The 14,372-nt window shown below is 72.0% G+C and carries 12 protein-coding genes; 5 read left to right on the top strand and 7 right to left on the bottom strand.

The features are described 5' to 3' along the window. Positions 1 to 22: 22 nt before the first annotated feature. Positions 23 to 3,043 carry a glycoside hydrolase family 38 C-terminal domain-containing protein gene (locus tag KUM03_RS15340; protein ID WP_217248877.1) on the top strand — a complete coding sequence of 1,007 codons (3,021 nt, stop codon included), beginning with the start codon at positions 23 to 25 and terminating at the stop codon, positions 3,041 to 3,043. Between the two features lie 19 nt (positions 3,044 to 3,062). Here the strand turns inward: KUM03_RS15340 and KUM03_RS15345 are convergent, their stop codons facing one another. Then, the gene (locus KUM03_RS15345) at positions 3,063 to 4,475 is read right to left on the bottom strand and encodes a lipase maturation factor family protein (RefSeq protein WP_217248879.1); all 1,413 of its coding nucleotides are present in this window, start codon (positions 4,473 to 4,475) and stop codon (positions 3,063 to 3,065) included. Between the two features lie 123 nt (positions 4,476 to 4,598). Between KUM03_RS15345 and KUM03_RS15350 the strand changes: the two genes are divergently transcribed. Then, positions 4,599 to 6,689: a SpoIIE family protein phosphatase gene (locus KUM03_RS15350; RefSeq protein WP_217248881.1), complete on the top strand. Its 2,091-nt coding sequence runs from the start codon at positions 4,599 to 4,601 to the stop codon at positions 6,687 to 6,689. 50 nt (positions 6,690 to 6,739) lie between these two features. Next, positions 6,740 to 7,603 (top strand): Fpg/Nei family DNA glycosylase, encoded by an 864-nt coding sequence (locus tag KUM03_RS15355; RefSeq protein ID WP_217248882.1) that lies wholly within the window; start codon positions 6,740 to 6,742, stop codon positions 7,601 to 7,603. An 18-nt stretch (positions 7,604 to 7,621) separates the two neighbouring features. Here the strand turns inward: KUM03_RS15355 and KUM03_RS15360 are convergent, their stop codons facing one another. The 3 genes from KUM03_RS15360 to KUM03_RS15370 all read right to left on the bottom strand — a co-directional run bounded on the left by KUM03_RS15360 (position 7,622) and on the right by KUM03_RS15370 (position 9,637). Continuing rightward, positions 7,622 to 8,275: an anti-sigma factor gene (locus KUM03_RS15360; protein ID WP_217248883.1), complete on the bottom strand. Its 654-nt coding sequence runs from the start codon at positions 8,273 to 8,275 to the stop codon at positions 7,622 to 7,624. Between the two features lie 150 nt (positions 8,276 to 8,425). Next, complete coding sequence (locus KUM03_RS15365) at positions 8,426 to 8,941, bottom strand: hypothetical protein (RefSeq protein ID WP_217248884.1); 516 nt, start codon at positions 8,939 to 8,941, stop codon at positions 8,426 to 8,428. 141 nt (positions 8,942 to 9,082) lie between these two features. Next, complete coding sequence (locus tag KUM03_RS15370) at positions 9,083 to 9,637, bottom strand: sigma-70 family RNA polymerase sigma factor (RefSeq protein WP_217248885.1); 555 nt, start codon at positions 9,635 to 9,637, stop codon at positions 9,083 to 9,085. A gap of 232 nt (positions 9,638 to 9,869) precedes the next feature. On the opposite strand from KUM03_RS15370, the gene KUM03_RS15375 reads away from it, so the two are divergent. Continuing rightward, complete coding sequence (locus KUM03_RS15375; protein ID WP_217248886.1) at positions 9,870 to 11,030, top strand: CapA family protein; 1,161 nt, start codon at positions 9,870 to 9,872, stop codon at positions 11,028 to 11,030. Between the two features lie 8 nt (positions 11,031 to 11,038). On the opposite strand, the gene KUM03_RS15380 is transcribed toward KUM03_RS15375, so the two are convergent. Next, on the bottom strand, positions 11,039 to 11,512 hold the full coding sequence (locus KUM03_RS15380; protein ID WP_217248888.1) for a MarR family winged helix-turn-helix transcriptional regulator: 474 nt from the start codon (positions 11,510 to 11,512) through the stop codon (positions 11,039 to 11,041). A gap of 58 nt (positions 11,513 to 11,570) precedes the next feature. Between KUM03_RS15380 and KUM03_RS15385 the strand changes: the two genes are divergently transcribed. Continuing rightward, complete coding sequence (locus tag KUM03_RS15385) at positions 11,571 to 12,386, top strand: alpha/beta fold hydrolase (protein ID WP_217248890.1); 816 nt, start codon at positions 11,571 to 11,573, stop codon at positions 12,384 to 12,386. On the opposite strand, the gene KUM03_RS15390 is transcribed toward KUM03_RS15385, so the two are convergent. Both KUM03_RS15390 and KUM03_RS15395 read right to left on the bottom strand, forming a co-directional pair. Beyond that, positions 12,383 to 13,798, bottom strand: coding sequence for an amino acid permease (locus KUM03_RS15390; RefSeq protein ID WP_217248892.1), 1,416 nt, complete (start codon positions 13,796 to 13,798; stop codon positions 12,383 to 12,385). The genes KUM03_RS15385 and KUM03_RS15390 overlap by 4 nt on opposite strands. A gap of 101 nt (positions 13,799 to 13,899) precedes the next feature. Next, positions 13,900 to 14,361 (bottom strand): universal stress protein, encoded by a 462-nt coding sequence (locus KUM03_RS15395; RefSeq protein ID WP_217248894.1) that lies wholly within the window; start codon positions 14,359 to 14,361, stop codon positions 13,900 to 13,902. Between the last annotated feature and the right edge of the window lie 11 nt (positions 14,362 to 14,372).

Genomic DNA, 14,372 nt, shown 5'->3' on the forward strand with positions numbered 1-14,372 from the left:
CCACCGACCCCGGAGCACCCGCATGCATGACGACCGCAACCTGGTCGAAGCCCGCCTCAAGCGCGTCCTCGACGAGCGCATCCGCCCCGCCCTCTACCCCGAGTCCGTGCCACTGGACGTGGCGGTCTGGAACGCGCCCGGCGAGCCCGTGCCGGTCGAGGAGGGACTCGCGGCCGACCCCGAGCCGATCGCGGTGGGCGCCCGCTGGGGCGCGCCCTGGGGCACCAGCTGGTTCCGCGTCACCGGCACCGTGCCGAAGGAGTGGGCCGGCCGGACCGTCGAGGCGATCCTCGACCTCGGCTTCGACGAGAACATGCCCGGCTTCCAGTGCGAGGGCCTGGTCTACCGCCCCGACGGCACCCCCGTGAAGGGCCTCAACCCGCGCAACCAGTGGGTGCGGATCGGCGCCCCCGCCGAGGGCGGCGAGGAGGTGTGCCTGCACGTCGAGGCGGCCTCCAACCCGGTCATCCTCGACTACCACCCCTTCGTGCCCACCCGGCTCGGCGACAAGGACACCGCGGGCAGCGAACCGCAGTACACCCTCGCCCGCATGGACCTCGCCGTCCTCGACGAGACGGTGTGGAACCTGGTGCTCGACCTGGAGGTGCTGGGCGAGCTGATGGCCGAGCTGCCCGTGGAGTCGCCGCGCCGCTGGGAGATCCTGCGCGCGGTCGACAAGGCCCTGGACGCCGTCGACCTCCAGAACGTGAACGGCACGGCGGAGCAGGCCCGTTCCCGCCTCACCGAGGTGCTGTCCGCCCCGGCCGTCCCCTCCGCGCACCGGATCAGCGCCGTCGGCCACGCGCACATCGACTCGGCGTGGCTGTGGCCGCTGCGCGAGACCGTGCGCAAGGTGGCCCGCACCACCTCCAACATGACCGCCCTCCTGGAGGACGAGCCGGACTTCGTCTTCGCCATGTCGCAGGCCCAGCAGTGGGCGTGGGTGCGCGACCACCGGCCCGAGGTGTGGGCGCGGGTGAAGAAGGCCGTGGCGGACGGGCGGTTCGTGCCCACCGGCGGCATGTGGGTCGAGTCGGACACCAACATGCCCGGCTCGGAGGCGATGGCCCGGCAGTTCGTGCACGGCAAGCGGTTCTTCCTCGACGAGTTCGGCGTCGAGAACGACGAGGCGTGGCTGCCGGACACGTTCGGCTTCGCGGCCGGACTCCCGCAGATCATCAAGGCGGCCGGCGCCAAGTACCTGCTGACGCAGAAGATCTCCTGGTCGCAGACGAACAAGTTCCCGCACCACACCTTCCGCTGGGAGGGCATCGACGGCACCCGGATCTTCACCCACTTCCCGCCCGTCGACACCTACAACTGCTCGATGAAGGGCAGCGAGATCGCCCACGCGGCGAGGAACTTCAAGGACAAGGGCGTCGCCCGGCACTCCCTCGCCCCCACCGGCTGGGGCGACGGAGGCGGCGGCACCACCCGCGAGATGGTCGCCAAGGCGGCCAGGATGCGCGACCTCGAAGGCTCGGCGACGGTCGAGTGGGAGACCCCGCACGCCTTCTTCGAGAAGGCCGAGGCCGAGAACCCGCAGCCGCCCGTCTGGGTCGGCGAGCTCTACCTCGAACTGCACCGCGCCACCCTCACCAGCCAGGCCAAGACCAAGCAGGGCAACCGCCGCAGCGAACACCTCCTGCGCGAGGCCGAACTGTGGGCGGCGACGGCAGCCGTCCGCGCCGGGTTCCCCTACCCGTACGACGACCTGGACCGCATCTGGAAGACGGTGCTGCTGCACCAGTTCCACGACATCCTGCCCGGCTCCTCCATCGCCTGGGTGCACCGCGAGGCCCGCGCCACCTACGACAAGGTCGCCGACGAGCTGAACACCATCATCGACGCAGCCCAGCGCGCCCTGGCCGGCGAGGGCGACACCCCGCTGGTCTTCAACTCGGCCCCGCACACCCGGGCCGGCGTCCGGGCGGGCGCCGCCGCCGCTCCCGCCACCGACGGCCGTACCGACCTGACCCCGCGCCCGGGCGGCGGGCACGTCCTCGACAACGGCCTGCTCCGCGTCGAGGTCGACGGACGCGGCCTGGTCGTGTCGGCGTACGACCTCGCCGCCGACCGCGAGACCATCGCCCCCGGCGCGGCGGGCAACCTGCTCCAGCTCCACCCCGACTTCCCGAACATGTGGGACGCCTGGGACGTCGACGAGTTCTACCGCAACACGGTCACCGACCTCACCGACGCCGACGAGGTCGCCCCCGGCGACGACGGTGCCTCGGTGCGGATCACCCGCTCCTTCGGCTCCTCCCGCGTCACCCAGGTGCTGACGCTGGCGCCCGGGGAGCGGCGGCTGGAGGTGGACACCGAGGTCGACTGGCACGAGACGGAGAAGTTCCTCAAGCTCGCCTTCCCGCTCGACGTGCACGCCGAGCGGTACGCGTCGGAGACCCAGTTCGGGCACTTCCACCGGCCCACGCACACCAACACCAGCTGGGAGGCGGCGAAGTTCGAGGCCTGCAACCACCGCTTCCTGCACCTGGAGGAGCCCGGCTGGGGCGTGGCCGTCGTCAACGACTCGACGTACGGCCACGACGTGACCCGTACCGTCCGCGGCGAGGGCGACCAGGGCACGACGACCACCGTGCGGGTCTCCCTCCTGCGCGCCCCGCGCTTCCCCGACCCCGAGACCGACCAGGGCGTGCACTGCTTCCGGCACGCGCTGGTGCCGGGCGCGGGCATCGGCGACGCCGTGCGCGAGGGCTGGCGGATCAACCTGCCGGAGCGGCGCGTGACGGGCGCCGGGGAGGTCGCGCCGCTGGTCTCCGCCGACCGGGACGCGGTCGTGATCACCGCCGTCAAGCTCGCCGACGACGGCAGCGGCGACGTCGTGGTCCGCTTCCACGAGGCCCACGGCGGCCGGGCCCGCGCCACGCTCACCACCGGCTTCGCGGTCACGGACGTGCAGGTGACCGACCTGCTGGAACGCCCGATCGCGGACGCGGAGGCCCCCCGGCCGGACGGCGACCGGATCGCCGTAAGCCTGCGTCCGTTCCAGCTGATGACCCTGCGGCTGAAGCGCGCCTAGCGCTTCCGACGGGCCCGGCTCACTGGGACGGGGTGAGCCGGGTCGGCGGCAGGTACTCCCGCACGTACGTCCGCTCCCAGCAGGCGCCCGTCTCCCGCAGCTCGCGCCACGTCGTGTACCGGTAGCGGTACAGCCGGGCGCGCACGAAGCGCGGCGGCGCGTCCGAGGGGAACGGGGAGCGGCGCAGCAGCCTCAGCGTCGCGCGGTCGTTCTCCAGCAGCCGCTCCACGAAGGTGCCGAACCACGCACCGGCGTACGCGGGCGACAGCGCGGCGAACCACATCAGCCAGTCCAGCCGCAGGTGGTACGGGGCGAACTGGCGCGGCCAGCGGCGTGGATCACCGGGTTTGCCCTTGAACTCGTACTCCCGCCAGTCCCCGTCCTCGCGGGCCACCTCGTCGGCGGTGCCCTCGATCACCACCTCGTAGCGCACCCGGCTGACCGAGCCGAAGGCGCCGTAGGTGTTGACCAGGTGGAGGGAGTCGAAGGAGCGGTTCATCACCTGGCTGCGGGAGATCATGTTGCGGACCGGGCGGTGGCTGAGGAAGAGCAGCAGCGCCGCCACCGCCGGCACCACGACCTCGTACCAGAGCGGAGCGGCCGCCACGGACGGCGGATCGGCCGGGAACCGCACCGCCGACAGGGCCAGCACGATGGTGATCCAGTTCAGCCAGGAGAAGTTGCCGGAGAGCACCAGCCACAGCTGGGTGACGATCATCAGGGCCGCGGCTGCCGAGGCGACGGGCTGCGGGGTGAACAGCAGGAAGGGCACCACGAGCTGCGTGACGTGGTTCGCGGCCACCTCGGCGCGGTGCAGCGGCCGGGGGAGGTGGTGGAAGAACCAGCTCAGCGGGCCCGGCATCGGCTGGGTCTCGTGATGGTGGTCGAGGCACGTCAGCTTCCGCCAGCACTCGTCGCCCCGCATCTTGATCAGCCCCGCCCCGAACTCCACCCGGAACAGCAGCCAGCGCAGCAGAAAGAGGACCACGATCGGCGGGGCCACCTCGTCGTTGCCCAGGAACACGGCGACGAACCCCGTCTCCAGCAGCAGCGACTCCCAGCCGAACGAGTACCAGGTCTGCCCGACGTTGACGATCGACAGGTACAGCACCCACGGCACCAGCCACAGCAGCATCGCGCCCCACAGCGGCAGCAGCGAGTCCAGCCCCGCCACCAGCGCCGCCGACACCGCGCAGCCCGCCCACGCCACGACCGCGAAGAGACCGTCCGAGTAGCTCAGCTGGAACAGGCTCGGCGCCCGCTTGAACGGCACCCGCTCCACGAAGCGCGGCACCGGCGTCAGACCGCGTTCGCCCAGCAGCGGGCGGAACTGGAGGGCCGCCGTCAGGAACGCGACGAGGTACATGACCGCCAGGCCCCGCTGGAAGACCAGTCGGGCCGTCCAGTAGTCGGGTGCGGTGAACCACTCCACGGCCGCGCTCCTCTCGTACGGTCACGCCCTGTGTACCCCGGTCGGCCCCGGGTCCCCGGCCCGACGCCCCGGGAGGCGGAACAGGAGTCGAAGAATCGGGCGAATCCTGGCAAGGTAGGGCCCATGGCTGATCGGGGAGCGAGTGCCCCGTCACTCCCGGAGGACTGGCCCGCCCACCCGGACCCGATCCTGGCGCTCAACCGCATGGGCAGCTTCGACTGGGACCTGGACACGGGACTGTTCCACATGGACGCCCAGGCCCACGAGGTGTTCGACCTGCGCCCCGACGAGTACGACGGGCGGCCCGAGTCGCTGTCGGTGCGCGTTCCCGCGGCCGAGGGCAGCCGCCTGGACGCCATCGTCGCCCGGGCCATGAAGGACGGCAGCGAGAACTACGGCACCTACTTCCGCCTGCGCCGCCGCGACGGCACCCTGCGCTGGACCCGCACCCAGGGCTACATCCGCCGGGACGAGAGCGGCCGCCCCCGCCGGATCATCGGCATCGTCCGCGACGCCACCCAGGAGGTCGCCGACATCGAGGCCCGCCGCGAGCAGGCCGCCCAGGACGAGGCCCGACGCAGGCTCACCAACGTCGTCCAGCTCGCCACGGCCGCCCTCGCGCACGCCCGCACGGTGGACGAGGTCATCGAGGTGCTCCGCGACACCCACGGCCTCACCCGGCTGGGCGCCACCAGCCTCGTCATGGGCCTGGTCGAGGCCGGCCGCATCCGGCTGGTCGCCGACGGCCCCGACAACAGCTTCGTCCCCGGCACCCGCGTCACCCGGATCGACGAGCCCTACCCGATGAGCGAGGCGGTACGGACCCTCAGCCCCCGCTTCATCGAGTCGCCTCAGGAGTTCGCCGAGCGTTACCCCCTGCTCTGGCAGAGCATCACCCACCTGAACATCACCGCGGCCGCCTACCTGCCGCTGATCGCCCAGGCCCGGCCGATCGGCGCGATCGGGCTGCTCTACAGCGACCGGCACGGCTTCTCCCCGGAGGACCGCAACGTCCTCGTCGCGCTCGGCAGCGGCATCGCGCAGAGCCTGCAACGGGCCATGCTCTACGAGCAGGAGATGGACCTCGCCGAGGGCCTGCAGCAGGCGATGCTGCCGCGCACCATCCCCAGCGTGCCCGGCTGCGACGTCGCCGTCCGCTACCGCGCGGCTTCCATCGGCGGCGCCCTCGGCCGTGACATCGGCGGCGACTGGTACGACCTGATCCCGCTGCCCGGCGGCCGGGTCGGCGCCGTCATCGGCGACGTCCAGGGGCACGACACGCACGCCGCCGCCGTCATGGGCCAGCTCCGCATCGTGCTGCGCGCCTACGCCGCCGAGGGCCACCCCCCGGCCACCGTGATGGCGCGGGCCTCCGTCTTCCTCCACGAACTCGACACCGACCGCTTCGCGACCTGCCTGTACGCGGAGGCTGACCTGGCCACCGGAGTGGTGCAGGTGGTCCGCGCCGGGCACATCGACCCGCTGCTGCGCTCCGGCGACGGAAGCTGCCGCCGCGTCCCGGTCGAGGGCGGGCTGCCGCTCGGCCTGTCCGCCGAGTTCGGTCGCCTCGCCTACCCGGTCTCCACCGTGGAGCTGGACCCGGGCAACACCCTGCTGCTGTGCACCGACGGCCTGGTCGAGCAGCCCGGCGCCGACCTCGACGAGGGCGTCCAGGTCCTGACCGCGCTGGTCGCCTCCGGCCCGCAGGACGTACGGGACCTGGCGGACCGGCTCATCGACGTGGCCGACGAGCGCCGCGGCGACGACGACGTGGCGCTGCTCCTGCTGCGCCGCCACGGTACCGGCGCCCCGAGAACCTTCGGCCGGCTCCAGCAGCACGTGTCGCCGGGCGACCCCGAGGCGCTGACGGAGGCCCGGCACATGATCCGCGCCGCCGTCCGTGCCTGGGGCGCTTCAGGCCAGAGCGACGAGATCGAATTGGTCGCCGACGAACTGGTCACCAACGCCCTCATGCACACCGAGGGCTCCGCGATCGTCACCCTGCGGCTGCTCACCGGCACGGACCGCAAGCTGCGGGTCGAGGTCGAGGACTCCTCCAGCGCGCTGCCGCGCCGCCGCGAGGCCGGGGACGACGGCGTCTCCGGACGCGGACTGCTCCTGGTCGAGACGCTCGCCGACGTGTGGGGTGTGGAGGCCCGGGGCGGCGGCAAGTGCGTGTGGTCCGAGTTCCTGGTCTCCCACCGCACGGGCTGAGTCCCGGCCGCCCCACTGGCACTGTCGGACCCCGGTGGCACTCTGGACGTATGCCAGAACTGCCCGAGGTCGAGGCGCTCAGGGACTTCCTGACCGAACACCTGACCGGCCGCGAGATCGTCCGGGTACTGCCGGTGGCGATCAGCGTCCTGAAGACGTACGACCCGCCGCTCACCGCCCTGGAGGGCCACCAGGTGGCCGCCGTGCACCGCCACGGCAAGTTCCTCGACGTCGAGACCGCCGACGGCCCGCATCTGGTGACCCACCTGGCCCGCGCGGGATGGCTGCACTGGAAGGACAGCCTGCCCAGCGGTCTGCTCCGGCCCGGCAAGGGCCCCCTTGCGCTGCGCGTCGCCCTGGAGACGGGCGCCGGCTTCGACCTGACGGAGGCGGGCACGCAGAAGCGGCTCGCCGTGTATGTCGTGGCCGACCCGCGGGAAGTACCGGGCGTGGCCCGGCTCGGTCCCGACCCGCTCGCCGACGGATTCGACGAGGCGCGCTTCGCCGCCCTCCTCCGGGGCGAGCGGCGGCAGGTCAAGGGCGCCCTGCGCGACCAGAGCCTGATCGCGGGCGTGGGCAACGCGTACAGCGACGAGATCCTGCACGCGGCGAGGATGTCCCCGTTCAAACTGGCCGCCTCGCTCACCGACGAGGAGACCGCACGGCTGTACGCGGCCCTGCGCACCACGCTCACCGGGGCCGTCGAGCGCTCCCGGGGCGTCGCGGCGGGCCGGCTGAAGTCCGAGAAGAAGAGCGGGCTGCGTGTCCACGGCCGCACCGGCGAACCCTGCCCGGTGTGCGGCGACACCGTCCGCGAGGTGTCCTTCAGCGACTCCTCGCTCCAGTACTGCCCGACCTGCCAGACCGGCGGCAAGCCACTGGCCGACCGGAGGATGTCCCGGCTGCTGAAGTGACCGTCACCCGGCGCGACGTCACCCGGCGGGCAGCGTCACCAGACGCTCCCCGTCCGCGGTCCGCACCTCGTAGCGGGCGATCTGGTCGGGGTGCAGGGCGGCCCCGCCGCGCATGGTGTTCGGCCGGGCGTCGTGCCCGGGGACCATCCAGCTGGTGACCGTCTGCTCGGTGCCGTCGCGGCCGACGGCGACCAGCCGGCAGGGCCGCGGGCCCGCCGCGTCCTTGACCGTGAGTTCCACTCCGGTGCCCCAGGCCCGGTCCTCGGCCGAGACCTGCGCCCACACTCCGGACCGTTCGTCGGTCGCGGTGAGCCGTACCGCGGGCGCGTCCGCCGGGCCCGCGTAGAGGACGGCGCCGGGACCGGCCACGGCGCACACGACCGCGGCGGCCACGGCGTACAGCACCCGCCTGCGGCCCGACCGGCGGAGCGCGGCGACCTCGGTCAGCAGCCGGTCCAGCAGGCGCGGACCGGGCCTGGTCACGGGGTGGACGGGACGGGGCGTCGCCTGCCGGTACAGCATCAACTGGCGTGTGGCGGGAGCGAATTCGGTCACCTGCGTCGCGCACCGCGGGCATTCCATGAGGTGGTCCTCGAAGCGGAACGCGTCCGCCTCGTCCAGCACGCCGAGCGCGTAGGCGCCGACGTCACGATGCCTTTCCAGGGACCTCATGCCGAATCCTCGTGCCGTTGGGTGCGGGTGGGGTTACTCCGTGCTCCCACCCGTACGCACCGGACAGCCGAATCACTCAAGCCACGTACAGAATCGCAACCAAGGGGTTCGGAGCGGCGGAGTCGGCGGATTGGTCCGTGCCCGAAGAAATCAGAAGAGGTGGATGGCGAGGTGGCCGAGCGGCAGACCCAGCTGCCAGGCCGGCGTCCACACCTTCGGTCCCTCGTCCTCGCCGGTCACCGGCGCCCCGCCGGGCACCGCGTTCAGGTCCGGGGCGAGCAGTTCGGTCTCCTCGAGCCACCGCCAGGCCGCCCGGGCCATGTCCAGGTCCGGCGAGTGCCGGCCGGCGGCGACGGCGTCGGCCGTGACCTCGGCGAGGCGCACGCGCACCCACTCCTGCCACGGCTGGTCGTAGGCGGTCAGCGACAGCCAGGTCTCCAGCCGGGTGATGACCCGGATGCCGCTCAGCTCGTCCTCGGTGTCGGACAGGAAGACGGTCAGCGCCAGCGCGTCGCGTCCGGCGCGGAACTCGAAGGACGTCGGCGGCATCAGGTCGCCGGTCCGCAGCAGCTCGTCGGCGATGTACTCGGCGTACAACCACGCCATGGGGACGCTCAGTTCGCCCCCACCGGTGCCGTCCGTGCTCTCTTGACCTCTGTGCAGCATCCCTTCCTGCCTTCCTCCGGTGCGTGCGCGTCGCCCGACCCGGGTCATGGGCCCCCGTCCGGAACACGGATGAGGACAGCCGATTACTCAACCGGGGTCCTGGGCAAGGCGCTTTACGGAGGTTTGACCATACGGTCGGTTTCACCGCAGGTCGGCGGCGTATCCCGGTAGCACCCTGCGCAGGGCGCGCAGCGCGTAGTACGCGCGGGACTTCACGGTACCGGGTGGGATGCCGAGGGCTGCCGCGGCTTCCGCCACACTCGCCCCCTGGAAGTACACCAGCACCAGGACTTCACGGTGCTCGGGGGTGAGAGTCTTCACAGCCTCGCGCACGTCCAGGGCGGCGGCGGCCCGTTCGGCGTGATCGGCGCAGACCCGCGCGTTCTCCAGCACGGCGTCGCCGACCTCGGCGGGGCGCGCCTGCCGGGCCCGGCGCGCGTCGATCGCCAGGCGCCTGCCCACGGTGAGCAGCCAGGGCCGTACGGAGTCGAAGTCGTCGGCGCGCAGTGCCTCGGGGTGCTGCCAGGCGCGCACCAGGGTCTCCTGCACGAGGTCCTCGGCGCGTTGCCGGTCCCCGTCGCTGAGCCGCAGCAGCAGCGCGAAGAGCGGCCGGCCGTGCTCGCGCTGCAGTGCGGCGAGCTCGTGCTCGGCGGTCGTCTCGCTGGTCCTGTCCATCAGGGTGATTCCGGCCGTCATGGCCGTATGGCACCGCAGGGGGCCGTCGGGGGACAGGGCGCGCGCACGGGTGTGCGACGGACGGTCGATCGCGTCGACGAACGGTTCGACGAACGGTCGGCGCACCCCGTTCGCGCACGCCGGACGGGCTAATGAGCGTGTCGGAGCCGCCCGGGACCACAGGAGAGCCATTACCTGTTTGTACGTAAATGTGACTTTTCCTCGGTGTGTGCGACCTCAGCGGAGTGAACGGATGATCACACGCAGTCGGCAGGTGGCCCTGGCCCTGACCGCCCTCCTCACCGTGGGCGCGGCCTGCCAGGCCCGCGACCACGAACCGCCGAAGCCGAAACCGCCGGCCCCGGCCCCGTCCGCCGCCGACAACGGCGCCTTCACCCTGGTCGCCTCCGGCGACGTGCTGCCGCACGACTCGATCATCGACCGGGCCCGCTTCGACGCGGGCGGCACGGGCTACGACTTCCGCCCCATGCTGGCGGGCGCCCGGCCCGTGGTCTCCGGCGCCGACCTCGCCCTGTGCCACATGGAGACCGTGTACGGCGCGAACGGCGACTACAGCGGCTATCCCCTGTTCAAGTCCCCGCCGGAAGTGGCCAAGGCGCTGGCCGCCACCGGCTACGACGGTTGCTCCACCGCCTCCAACCACAGCGTCGACGACGGCGCCGACGGCATCCGCCGCACCCTGGACGCCCTGGACCGCGCCGGCGTGCGGCACGCCGGAACCGCGCGCTCCGAGGCCGAGGCGCGCACCACGACCGTCCTGCGCGCGGGCCGGGCCGAGGTCGCCCACCTCGCCTACACCCTCCACACCAACGGCCACCCGCTGCCCGACGGGCAGCCCTGGGCGGTGGACCTGATCGACGAGGGGCAGATCGTCGCGGACTCCCGGGCCGCCCGGGAGGACGGCGCGGACGTCGTCGTCGTGTCCCTGCACTGGGGGACCGAATGGCAGGACGAGCCCGACCAGGACCAGTTGACGCTGGCCCGGAGCCTGACCGCCGCCCGCGCCGGCGACCGCCCCGCCATCGACCTGATCCTCGGCACCCACGCCCATGTGCCCCAGGCGTACGAGAAGGTCAACGGTACCTGGGTGGTCTACGGGATGGGCGACCAGATCGCGGGCGAGATGATCAACGGCGACAGCGAACGCGACCCGCGCGGCAACCAGTCGTCCATCGGCCGCTTCACCTTCGCCCCGCCCGACCGGCCCGGCGAGCGCTGGCGGGTGACGAAGGCCGAGTTCGTCCCGCAGCTGTTCGACGTCGACGCCGGCCGGGTGGTGAACCTCAACCGCGCACTGGAGAAGGGCGCCGAGGTGAAGGCCGTACGCGACCGCATCCGCGACGTCGTGCTCAGCCGCGGCGCGGCCGAGGACGGGCTGGTGATGGGGAAGTAGCGCGGAGGTCAGGCGTCGTCCACATGGTCCAGGGCCGTCAGCATCGCCCCGAGCACCCGCAGGCAGGTGGCGACGTCGGTGTCGGTGAGGCCGCCGCCGACGTCGCGCAGCAGCCGGTGCTCCCGGTCCAGTACGGCGGTGACGGCGTCCTGGCCCGGCCCGGTCAGCCGGATCAGCGACGACCGCCGGTGCGCCGGGTTCGGGATGCTCTCGACCAGGTCCTGCGCGGCCGCTTCGTTGACCATGCGCTGCACGAACTGCCGGCTGATCGCCTGGGCCCGGCCCATCTGCGGCACGGTCATCGGCCCGTTGCGGTGCAGCAGCGTCAGCACGGCGCGAACGCCGACGGACAGGCCGTGGGCGGCCAGGCCCTGCTCGACGCTGCGCTGCGCACGCCGGTAGAGGGGGCCGACCAGGTCGTAGACCTCGGTGAGCCGCCTGGCCAGCGCGCCCGGCGGGAGAGGTGTGTCGGTGTCCTTCACTCCGCCATGATGACACCCGGGTTGCCAAAATGGGCGGCAAGATGACACCTTGGTTGTCATGAAGGCTGCTTCGGACATGCGTTTCTTCGCCTCCTCGGACGGTGACCTCGCCTACCGCGACACCGGGACCGGGGACCCGGTCGTCCTGCTGCACTCCGGGTTCGTCGACCACCGGGTCTTCGACGCCCAGATCCCGGCCCTGGCCGCCGGACACCGGGTGATCGCGCCGGACGTCCGCGGTCACGGCGCCTCGGCCAACGCCACCCGGCCGTTCCGCTGGGCCGACGACCTCGCCGCCCTGCTGCGCCACCTCGACGCCGGGCCCGCGGTGCTCGTCGGTGTCTCCATGGGCGGGGCCATCGCCACCGACACGGTGCTGGAGTACCCGGAGCTGGTCCGCGCGGTGGTGGTCTCGGGCGCGGCCACCAGTGAGTTCGAGTACACCGACCCCTGGGTGCGGCAGGTGCAGGCCGACCAGGCCCGCGCCCTCGGTGCGGGCGACGTCGAGGGCTGGCTCGCCGCGTTCCTGCGCTTCGTGCCCGGCGAGCACCGCACCCTCGACGACGTCGACCCAGCCGTCCTGGCACGGCTGCGGGAGATGGCCCTCGGCACCCTCGCCAAGCACACCCCGGACGAGGAGAACCACCACGTGCCGATGACCGGCACCTGGTCCCGCGTCCCGAAGATCGACGTACCGGTCCTCACGGTCAACGGCGCCCTGGACGCGCCCGACCTGATCGCCGAGGCGGAACGGCTCGCCCGTACGGTCCCGGACGGCCGTTCCGTCGTCGTCGAGGGCACGGCCCACTACCCCAACATGGAGCGGCCGGAAGCCTTCAACGAGATCGTCTCCGGCTACCTGGACACCCTCTAACCCCGCCGCGCCAGCTCCGACTTCCGGTACGAGTACCCGAAGTAGATCACCAGGCCGAGCGCGAACCACACGGCGAACCGCGCCCACGTCTGCCACTGCAGGAACGTGATCAGCCAGATCGAGAAGACGATGCCCAGCGCCGGCACGAACGGCATGAACGGCGTCCGGAAGGTGCGCGGCAGGTCCGGCTGCCGGTAGCGCAGCACGATCACCGCCGCGCACACCACCACGAACGCCAGCAGGATGCCGATGTTGGTCAGCTCGGCCGCCTCGCCGATCGGCAGGAACCCGGCGATCAGCGCCGACGCGACACCGACGATCCAGGTCACCCGGGTCGGCACGTGCCGCGTCGGATGCGTCTTGGCGAACCACTTGGGCAGCAGTCCGTCACGCGACATGGAGAACCACACCCGGGTCACGCCCAGCATGAACGTGAACATCACGGTCAGGATGCCGATGATCGCGCCCACCGCGATCACGTCGGCCAGACCGCTCAGGCCCACCGACTTGAAGGCCGTCGAGAAGCCGCTCTCCGGGTCGATGTCCGGGTAGTTCTGCATGCCGGTCAGCACCAAGCAGGCCGCCACGTACAGCACCATCGAGATGATCAGCGAGTAGATGATCGCCTTCGGCATGTGCCGCTGGGCGTCCTTGGACTCCTCGGCGGCCGTCGACATGGCGTCGTAGCCGAAGACCGCGAAGAAGACCGTCGCCGCGCCGGTGAACGCCCCGCCGACCCCGTACGGGAAGAACGGGTTGTAGTTCGAGGTGTCGATGTGGAAGACGCCGACCGCGATCACCAGCAGCACCACCAGCACCTTCAGGACCACCACGACCATCTCGAACCGGGCCGCGTTCTTGATGCCCAGGTTCAGCAGGTACGCGATGAGCAGGCACAGCAGCGCGGCGAACAGGTCGACCCGGTGGCCGTCGCCGGTACCGGGCGCGCCCAGCATCCAGTTCGGGATGTCGGCGCCCATCTCCCCGACCAGGAAGCTGAAGTAGCCGGAGATGCCGATCGCGACCACCGCCACGATCGCCGTGTACTCCAGCAGCAGGTCCCAGCCGATGAACCAGCCCGCCAGCTCACCGAGGACCGCGTACCCGTAGGTGTAGGCGGAGCCCGCCTTCGGGATCATGCCGGCGAACTCGGCGTACGACAGGGCCGCCGCCGCGCTCGCGACGCCCGCGATGAGGAAGGAGACGAGGACCGCCGGGCCCGCCGTGCCGTTGGCCACCGTGCCGGCCAGGGTGAAGATCCCCGCCCCGATGATGCCGCCCACACCGATCGCGGTCAGCTGCCACAGCCCCAGCGTCCGCTGAAGGCCGGCGCCCTCGCCGCCCTCCGTGTCCTCGATCTGCTCGATGGGTTTGCGACGGAGAACGCCTTCGCCCATACGGAACCCGGCCATGCGCCTCACCTCTTTGTGAACGGCAAACGGCTGACGGTGGATCATGATGACTCACACACGCCCGCGACGGAAGCACGACGCACACGCCACGAAGACCGGCGCTACGGCACCACGGTCACCGGCCAGCGCCCCGCCTTCACCAGCCGCACCGCGACCGACCCCACGATCCGGTGCCCGGCCTGCTCGGACGCGCCGACGACGACGGCGTCGGCCTTCAGCTCGTCGGCCGCCTTCACCAGACCGTTGTACGGATCACCGCGGAAGGTGTGGAACTCCCAGCGCACGTCGAATATCCCCTTGGACCGCTCGGTCGCCTCTCGGATCTGGGCCACCAGGTCCTCTGCGATCTCGTCGGTCGTCTCCGCCACCGGAGCCCCGAGCGCCGCACCCGCCGCCAGCACCGGCTGCACGTACACCACGGCGAGCAGCGCGCGCTGCCGCCGGGCCAGGCCGCCGGCGTAGGCCGCCGCCCGCAGCGAGGAGTCGGAGCCGTCCACCCCGACGACGATGACCTTGGGCCCGTCCGTGCCCCGCTCGAACTGCTGGGCGTGCTGTTCCGTCACGCGGCGAGGCT

The organism is Streptomyces sp. AC602_WCS936, assembly GCF_019049125.1.
Classification (GTDB): domain Bacteria; phylum Actinomycetota; class Actinomycetes; order Streptomycetales; family Streptomycetaceae; genus Streptomyces.

Coding starts and splice junctions, on each gene's coding strand:
- KUM03_RS15375 (WP_217248886.1), top strand. CDS start 9,870: ATGATCACACGCAGTCGGCAGGTGGCCCTGGCCCTGACCGCCCTCCTC.
- KUM03_RS15360 (WP_217248883.1), bottom strand. CDS start 8,275: ATGAGGTCCCTGGAAAGGCATCGTGACGTCGGCGCCTACGCGCTCGGC.
- KUM03_RS15390 (WP_217248892.1), bottom strand. CDS start 13,798: ATGGCCGGGTTCCGTATGGGCGAAGGCGTTCTCCGTCGCAAACCCATC.
- KUM03_RS15355 (WP_217248882.1), top strand. CDS start 6,740: ATGCCAGAACTGCCCGAGGTCGAGGCGCTCAGGGACTTCCTGACCGAA.
- KUM03_RS15365 (WP_217248884.1), bottom strand. CDS start 8,941: ATGCTGCACAGAGGTCAAGAGAGCACGGACGGCACCGGTGGGGGCGAA.
- KUM03_RS15340 (WP_217248877.1), top strand. CDS start 23: ATGCATGACGACCGCAACCTGGTCGAAGCCCGCCTCAAGCGCGTCCTC.
- KUM03_RS15350 (WP_217248881.1), top strand. CDS start 4,599: ATGGCTGATCGGGGAGCGAGTGCCCCGTCACTCCCGGAGGACTGGCCC.
- KUM03_RS15385 (WP_217248890.1), top strand. CDS start 11,571: ATGAAGGCTGCTTCGGACATGCGTTTCTTCGCCTCCTCGGACGGTGAC.
- KUM03_RS15370 (WP_217248885.1), bottom strand. CDS start 9,637: ATGACGGCCGGAATCACCCTGATGGACAGGACCAGCGAGACGACCGCC.